Source organism: Clostridium sp. CTA-7 (assembly GCF_054768095.1).
Genome location: NZ_BAAAAV010000017.1, coordinates 1 through 7879, shown reverse-complemented (window position 1 = coordinate 7879; position 7879 = coordinate 1). Strand labels below are relative to the sequence as shown.

Sequence of the window (7879 nt, the reverse complement as noted above, 5' to 3'; positions counted from 1 at the left end):
TATTTCTTCCTTCGTAAATAACTTGCTACTCATCTAATCCACTCCTATCGTTATGTTTTATTATACATAAAAAAACCTATAAAATAGACATTTTTTAGTTGTCTATCTTATAGGGTACATTTTACAGAAAGGAATATGCGGTATTTTTTATTTTATAGTTATAAGATATTGAAGATAAATAATAAATTAATGTTTTTAAAAATAAATAATTAGTTATGTGAAAGGATAAATATTTATAAATTAAAATACTATAATATAAAGCAAATTTTATATTAAAGAACAACGATGTAATGCTAAGAATATATTAAAGTATACAAAAGTGAGAAAGTTTTTAATTAATAAGTCTAATATTTGATAGGGGGAATGAAATTAATGAAAAAATATGGAGTTTATGTCCCAATGGCAGGATATATTTATAAGGAAATTGAAGCGAATGATAAAGAGGAAGCTTTAAATAAAATAGTAGAAGAAGGATATGACTATGAAGATATAACTGGATTAGTAATGTATAATGATATAGTTAAAGAAGTAATTGATGAATGGATTAAAGAAATAGATTAGTAGCTATAATTAGAATAAGAAAGCAATATAATATATAATTTAGTGTAAATAAAAAGAAGTGACTTTGATTGTTACTCCTTTTTATTTTATGTTAGATGATAGTGATATTAAATTAGTGTGTTAAATAAATAAATATTAAGGTATATTAAATAAACATATGATATAGTTTTCATTAATATAATTACAAATTTAAAATTATGTTAATTAAGATGTTTAGAGAATATAGGTAAAGATTAATATGAGTAATTTAGAAAAAAATAATGATATAAAGAATAAATAGATTATAGATAAATACAAGGTATATTATTAATAATATACCTTGTATTTATAATATAGGTGCAAGTTTAGTTTATCATTCCATAGTTGATTCAGTTTTTATTGTATTAATATCAGCTTGAGAAGCTGGCTGAGCAGGTTTATAGTATCCTTTTTCCTTTGCTTTTTGATAAATTGTATATTGACGTATTTCATCTTGATTTCTCATTTGTTGTACTGTTTGGCGCAATTCTTGATTGTCTGTTTGAGCTATTATACTAGCATATCCAGTTAAACTACTATTAATCATACTTAAATAATCATTCATTATATCTTTTTCTTTCATTTTAAATACCTCCTATTTTAAGAATGAAATTAATTTTTCTTTACTAGTTCTTGCTTCTTGAGCATCTCTTTGAAGCATTTGAGTTATTTGAGGATCGGTACATTGTTTTGCATATTCATCAAGCTTATTTGCAATTGTTCCATGGGCACCTATAAGATGTCTTAAATTTTGTAGTTCTAATTGATTTAAATTACACATAAGATCACTCCTTATTTAATAGTTCTATACTATTATGGCAATTAGTAATTTTAATTATTCTTATTATAAACAAAATAACTAACTAGTAAATTATGAAAGAATTTATCAAAATTTTTAATAGATTTACTTCATTTATAAAAGAGATTAAAATTGAAAATATAAAATGGGGAAATAAAAATTATAAAATAAGTTAATGGAAATATCGTATTATTCAAAAATGAATATGCGGTATTTTTTATTTAAATAATACGGAAATAAATAAAGACAAATTACAAAATAGATAAAATTTATGTAAAATATTGGAATATATGCTATAATTTTAATTAACTCTATTATATGATGCTTTTACGAGGTAATATTTACAGTACTAACTAAAGATGGATTATATTATTTTAAGGGGGTTAATAAATGCATATAAATGGAGCAAAAAATAAAAGAAAATCTAAAAGTGCATTTAAAAGATGTATATTTCTAGTATTAATTTTTATAGCTTTCATTTCATTAATTGGTGTATCTTATGAAAAAATTGGAGAGTACAGAGATTCTAAGAAATATCCGACAGTAGGGGAAATGGTTAATGTAAATAATCATAAAATCAGTATATTTACAAAAGGAGAAGGAAATGTAACTGTAGTTTTTACTGGAGGGTTAAATGAGCCAAGCGCTTATGCAGATTTTTATCCTCTTTATAATGTAATTTCAAAGTATGCTAAAATAGCTGTTTATGATAAGCCAGGACATGGATGGAGTGAAATAACAGATGTCTCAAGAGATATTGATTCAATTGTGGATGAAATGCATACAGCTCTTTCAGAATCTGGGAAAAAACCACCATATATATTAGTTGGACACTCATTAGCATCATTATCATCAATAAGATTTGCGCAAAAATATAAAGATGAAGTTTCAGGAATTGTGCTAATTGATGGTGGTAGTCCACAATATTATTTTGAAAATAATCCTGCAATAAGTGGTAGTACAGGATTTAAATATCAGATACTAAAATCATTGGGAATTGCTAGATTAGCAATGTATCATACAAGTTATTCTTCAAAAATTGTATCAGGACAAAATAATCATAAATTATTGCCTGATGATTTGAAAGAGTTATACATTTCAATGACTCTTAAAACTATGTATAATAGAAATATTATAGATGAAAGTAAGATGGCAAGTAATAATGCAAAAATAATTTTAGACAACGGGAAATTAGGAGATATTCCCCTTAGAATATTTACTGCTGAAAGTAATACTTTAGCAATTCCTGAATGGGAAAGTAGTCAGATAGACTTGAAGGAGTGGTCTACTGATAGTACTCAAATGGTTGTTAAGGGCTCAAGACACTCTATATATCAATTTGAGCCTGATATCATAAATGATGAGATAATAAAATTAATAAAAGAGCATTAGTATCTAAAGTATAAAATAACTAATAAAAATACCGTATTATTCAAAAAAAGAATATGTAGTATATTTTATTATTCTGCAATTATAAAATATTAAAAAAGAAATTAAAGAGTTTTATGCGAAGTTAAGTGGAATACTAGAAGTATTTGAGCTTAGAGGTGATATAAATGTTAATAGGTATAGGACTATGGTTAATAGGTGTGGCTTTAATACTAATGTTTATTAGAGGAGCCACAAGAAAAGGTGGATAAAAGAAAATATGTTCTTTAAATTTGAAAAATATGGTATAAAAAATATGTAATATAATATATAATTTTTATATAACTTAATAGATTGTTTTATGTAGAGGGGGAGGTTACAGGTGGAAGTTGTGAGTGGTCTCCAGAAAAAGGATTTGTAGATAGAAGATAGTATATATCCAATGTTATGTTATTTTAATAAGATTAAAATATTAGAGATATTATCAAAAGAAGTAAATATAAAAAAATACAAGAAAAGAATCTAAAATAGGTAAATATTATAGAGCTTATTTAGATATAGAGTAGGTACTAAGAAACGTATTGAAGTAACTACAAGGAAGTGATATAAATGTATTGTGTAATACAAGAAGTAGAACTTAGAAAAGAGAATGCTTATGGAGAATATAAGGAGTTAAAATCTACAGTTAATGATTTTGTTATTTCGGGAGAGAGAAAAATATCATATAGTCATACTTATTCAGATGAAAGGTTTAGAAGGCCTATAAAGAAGGCTTATAGGATAAGTATTCATAAGAGCTATAGAGAGGATGGCAAGGTTAAAAAGAAACAATGGGTACTTGGTACTATGGATTATTATTATATAGCAACATTTGATGGATATATAGGAGACTTCTGTGATTTAGAGGAGAGAGCAGAAACAATAGGTATTACAGTAGATGAATTATTTGATATTGTATCAGTTAAGCTAGAGCTATTAAGAGAGAAAATAGAAAAAGAATATAAAGAAACAGAAGAATATAAAACTTATAAAAAACACAGAGAAATACTAACAAAATATTTGGAAGATAAAGCAAAGTTTGAGAAAGTATATGGTTCAAATAGTTACGATTATTGCTATGATGTATTTGGAATTCTTAGAAATAAAGAAATGCTAGATAATATAAAAAGTCAATATGAAGCAGCTAAAGAGCAGCAACGTAAAGAATATAAAAACTTTAAAAATAAGTATAATTCATATGGTAGTTATCAGAGCAATAAACATAGTAACTACAATGAGGAAGATAAAAGTAAATATAAGAAACTATATAAGACTTTAGCAAAAGCATATCATCCAGATATAGTAAAAGATAATGGTGAAATGATGAAGATAGTTAATAAGCTAAAAGAAGAATGGGGTATATAGTAGTCATCAAATAAAGTTATATAGTAACTACACTTGAAGTTTTGAAATCTTTTGCATTAGAGCTTATATAAAATATATATTATTGACTTAAAAGTAGGTAAATATAAGTAGTGGGAGAAGAAATTTTGAATAAATGTTATTGTGAAAACACAAAGAAATATTCTTGCAAGATTGAAAAAAACAATTTATGTCCTATGTGCAAAAAGCAGGGTGACCCTGTAAACAAAATTACAGTAAAACATATGGTAGTTGAGGAACTAACTGAACAAGTTAGTGATGATTATTATTTCTTATGTATGAGTGAGGAATGTGATATTACTTACTATAATACAGAATCTAATATTAAATTTAATAAACAGCAGGTAAAAGTACCAATATGGTTTAAAAAAGATGCAGATCCTAAATATGCCTGTTATTGTAGTAAAGTTACAGAAGAAGAAATAATAAATGCTGTAGTGAAAGATGGAGCTACTAATATGATGGAGGTTTTAAAAATTACTGGAGCAATGAGTAATTCACAATGCCAGAATAAAAATCCATTAGGCAAGTGCTGTCATCAAATAATTCAGGATGCAATAGATAAAGGACTATCAATGAAATAAAATGTACCTTTTGTGAAGGAATGTTTAAAAAATTGATTTAGGGGGAAGACATATGAGCATAAAAATGATACACCATATATGCATTCAAACAGAAAAATATGAAGAATCACTAGACTTCTACACAAGAATATTAGGATTTGAAATGGTTAATGAAACACCAAATTTTCATGGAAGAGATTTTAATACATGGATAAAGTTAGATAACTTTATGATAGAGCTTCAAACGCCTAAAGAAGGTGATAAATTCAATAAATGGAGTTCTTTAAATGCTGGGCCAGTTCATATGGCATTTATGGTTGACAATGTAGAACAGGAATATGAGAGAATTAAATCTTTGGGATATAATGATTTCAAACTAAAAAATGGTCAAGTTGTTTATAGAGTACTTGAAGAAAGTTTATTTAAAATAAAAGCTCCAGAGGGGACTGAAATAGAAATTAGAGATACTGAGATTAAATAAACTTTTTACATTGTAGTAATGTTATTTAATAATCAGTACTTAAATAGTATTAAGAAGTGTTAGGAGTTAAGAAAATGATACAATCAGTTGTCCATATAGCTCTAGTTGTTAAAGACTATGATGAAGCTATAGAATTTTATACGAAGAAACTTCACTTTACATTAATTGAAGACACATATCAACCTGAACAAGACAAACGTTGGGTAGTTGTGTCACCACCCGGTTCTTCTGGAACTACGATATTACTTGCAAGAGCATCTAATCCTAAGCAAGAGGAATTTATAGGCAATCAAGCTGGAGGTAGAGTTTTTCTATTTTTAGGAACTGATGATTTTTGGAGAGACTATACGGAAATGCTTTCAAAAGGTATAGAGTTTGTAAGAGAGCCTAAAGACCAGACATATGGTACCGTTGCAGTATTTAAAGATTTATATGGGAATCTATGGGATTTGGTTCAGTTTAAAGAAAATCATCCCATTGCAGAACGAGTAAAATAAACAATTAAATATACAAGGTGATAATATGTTTTGTTCAGTAAAGAATGATAGTGAGAATAATAAATATAAAGATAAACATAGTAATAAAATATAATTAGTATTCCACTTGAGAACGTGGAAGGTTTGTAAGGCCATGGAAATTATATCAGTTTAGACTGAATAATATTCTGTGGTCTTTTTATTTTTAATAAATATAAGAAATTTTATTGATTTAAACAATAAAATATGTTCTTTGAAAATTGAATAATGAGGTATTAAAAGTAATCACAGCAATACAACCTAAATATTAATATAATATAAGTTCATATTTAAGAACAATTATGTAATATTATGAATATACTAAAGTATACAAAAGAAGAAGGTGATTAATGTGGGCTTTGGATTTGGCGGATTCGGGTTTGGCGGATTTGGATTTAATAGATGTTGTTGCTGTTGCTGTTGTAGAAGACGTAGAAGACGTAGAAGACGTAGTTAAATTATACCATTAATTAATTGACTATAGCCAAATTAATAAATTAATATACCGTATTATTCAAAAATGAATATGCGGTATTTTTATATTTAAATAATAAATGAGTGGACTACATAAGTAATCCACTCTATATAGTAGAGGTAAAATTAAGAAAAATAAAAAATAAGCTTTTAAGAAATAAACACGTTACCATTACCAACTATTACAAGTCTATAGTCTGGCTTTAAAGGAAGTAAATTATATTTATCAGAAGTAGGGGATAGATGAATTGATTGCAATAAATTTTGATTTTCATCAAAAACCTGAATAAAAACACTATTATTTTGAGATACATTTTGAACAATATACTTATTTTCTGGTGAAAAATTGAAATCAGCTGCTTTATAAACGCCTTCATTAAAGATATTTACAGCATATGCAGATTGAGTAAAAATACCAAATGATAAAGATAAAGAAATTAAAAGCATAGCAATGAGTTTTTTCATTAGCAAAACCACCTTTCAAGGTTATTTTGGCTAGATAGATAATTAAATATACAGGATAGATTAAGGAGAGATAGAATGAATAAAGAATTATTTAGAAAGACAGAAGGAAAGTTATATAGATATTATAATAAAGATAAGTAAATAAATTTATTAATAATTATAATTAATATGTTAGTTATCAGAGCAATAAACATAGTAACTACAATGAGGAAGATAAAAGTAAATATAAGAAAGCATATAAAACTTTAGTGAAGGCATATCAGATATAGCAAAAGATGATGGGTAAATGATGAAAATAGTTAATCAGCTAAAAGAAGATTCAGGTATATAGTAGTTATTAAATAAATTTATGTAGTAACTACACCTAAATCATTGAGATAACTAGCCTGTAAAGATGTTTTATGCTAAAAGAAACATAAACATAATAATTAAATAGAATTAGTACCTCACTATTTTAGTGGAAGGTTTCATATAATAGACTATGGGAAATATATCAGTTTAGGCTAAAGAATATCATGTGGTCTTTTTGTTTTTAACAAATATAAGAAATTTTATTGATTTAAATAAGAAAATATTTTCTTTGAAAACTGAATAATACGGTATCGTTGTTAGATATATATTCCAGATTATACATTTAATATGATATATTGTATAATTTATATAAATTTGTGAGGTGAAACAGATGGATATAGAAAAGAGTAAGGAGCGAAAAACTTATTTTAAGATTATAGTTAGTGCATTAGTTGGTGCTATATTAGGGATAATAGCTTATTCAAATAATTGGCTGGGTTAATAATGTCGAAGATAAGTATATATTTTAAATTACAATAATTTGCTTCCATAACTTAATTTAATAATCTATAAAAAATACCGTATTATTAAATAAAATGTACCCCTTGTAAAGGACATTATGAAAAAGACCGTGCTAAGTTAAGGAGATGATTTCTGTATTGAACAGGAGTCATCTTCTTTAAGTTCCATTGATATCTATATTCATTATAATAAGTCATATATTGGTCTATCTCATTTCTAAGATCTTCTAAAGTTTGACACGGCTTTATGTTTACCTCATCTTTAAAATGTCCGAAGAACGATTCCTGCGGCGCGTTGTCCCAACAGTTACCGCGCCTAGACATAGATTGACCCAAGCCGCAATCTTTTACTAGCTTTTGAAATTTGGGACTTGTGTAATGTGCACCTTGATCTGAGTGAA

At 26.4% G+C, this 7879-nt stretch carries 10 protein-coding genes; 6 read left to right on the top strand and 4 right to left on the bottom strand.

Features of this window, described 5'->3' with window-relative positions; all coding sequences use genetic code 11:
- Positions 1–372: 372 nt before the first annotated feature.
- Positions 373–561 carry a hypothetical protein gene (locus tag ACYUEX_RS18520; RefSeq protein ID WP_460289451.1) on the top strand — a complete coding sequence of 63 codons (189 nt, stop codon included), beginning with the start codon at positions 373–375 and terminating at the stop codon, positions 559–561.
- 352 nt (positions 562–913) lie between these two features.
- Here the strand turns inward: ACYUEX_RS18520 and ACYUEX_RS18515 are convergent, their stop codons facing one another.
- Positions 914–1162 (bottom strand): spore coat protein, encoded by a 249-nt coding sequence (locus ACYUEX_RS18515; RefSeq protein ID WP_411168195.1) that lies wholly within the window; start codon positions 1160–1162, stop codon positions 914–916.
- Between the two features lie 12 nt (positions 1163–1174).
- On the bottom strand, positions 1175–1360 hold the full coding sequence (locus ACYUEX_RS18510; protein ID WP_411168194.1) for a hypothetical protein: 186 nt from the start codon (positions 1358–1360) through the stop codon (positions 1175–1177).
- Positions 1361–1768: 408 nt separating this feature from the next.
- On the opposite strand from ACYUEX_RS18510, the gene ACYUEX_RS18505 reads away from it, so the two are divergent.
- The 5 genes from ACYUEX_RS18505 to ACYUEX_RS18485 all read left to right on the top strand — a co-directional run bounded on the left by ACYUEX_RS18505 (position 1769) and on the right by ACYUEX_RS18485 (position 5709).
- Positions 1769–2770 carry an alpha/beta hydrolase gene (locus ACYUEX_RS18505; protein ID WP_460289450.1) on the top strand — a complete coding sequence of 334 codons (1002 nt, stop codon included), beginning with the start codon at positions 1769–1771 and terminating at the stop codon, positions 2768–2770.
- Between the two features lie 585 nt (positions 2771–3355).
- Positions 3356–4150, top strand: a complete 795-nt coding sequence (locus tag ACYUEX_RS18500) for a hypothetical protein (RefSeq protein WP_460289449.1) — start codon at positions 3356–3358, stop codon at positions 4148–4150.
- Positions 4151–4260: 110 nt separating this feature from the next.
- Positions 4261–4752: a Csac_0668 family 2Fe-2S cluster-binding (seleno)protein gene (locus tag ACYUEX_RS18495; protein WP_460289448.1), complete on the top strand. Its 492-nt coding sequence runs from the start codon at positions 4261–4263 to the stop codon at positions 4750–4752.
- 52 nt (positions 4753–4804) lie between these two features.
- Positions 4805–5212: a VOC family protein gene (locus tag ACYUEX_RS18490; RefSeq protein ID WP_460289447.1), complete on the top strand. Its 408-nt coding sequence runs from the start codon at positions 4805–4807 to the stop codon at positions 5210–5212.
- A 74-nt stretch (positions 5213–5286) separates the two neighbouring features.
- On the top strand, positions 5287–5709 hold the full coding sequence (locus ACYUEX_RS18485) for a VOC family protein (RefSeq protein ID WP_460289446.1): 423 nt from the start codon (positions 5287–5289) through the stop codon (positions 5707–5709).
- A 642-nt stretch (positions 5710–6351) separates the two neighbouring features.
- Here ACYUEX_RS18485 and ACYUEX_RS18480 read toward each other — a convergent pair.
- Together ACYUEX_RS18480 and ACYUEX_RS18475 are read right to left on the bottom strand one after the other, a co-directional pair.
- The gene (locus tag ACYUEX_RS18480; protein WP_460289445.1) at positions 6352–6666 is read right to left on the bottom strand and encodes a hypothetical protein; all 315 of its coding nucleotides are present in this window, start codon (positions 6664–6666) and stop codon (positions 6352–6354) included.
- 908 nt (positions 6667–7574) lie between these two features.
- A partial coding sequence (locus ACYUEX_RS18475; protein ID WP_460289444.1) for an IS3 family transposase occupies positions 7575–7879 on the bottom strand: 305 nt, incomplete at its 5' end.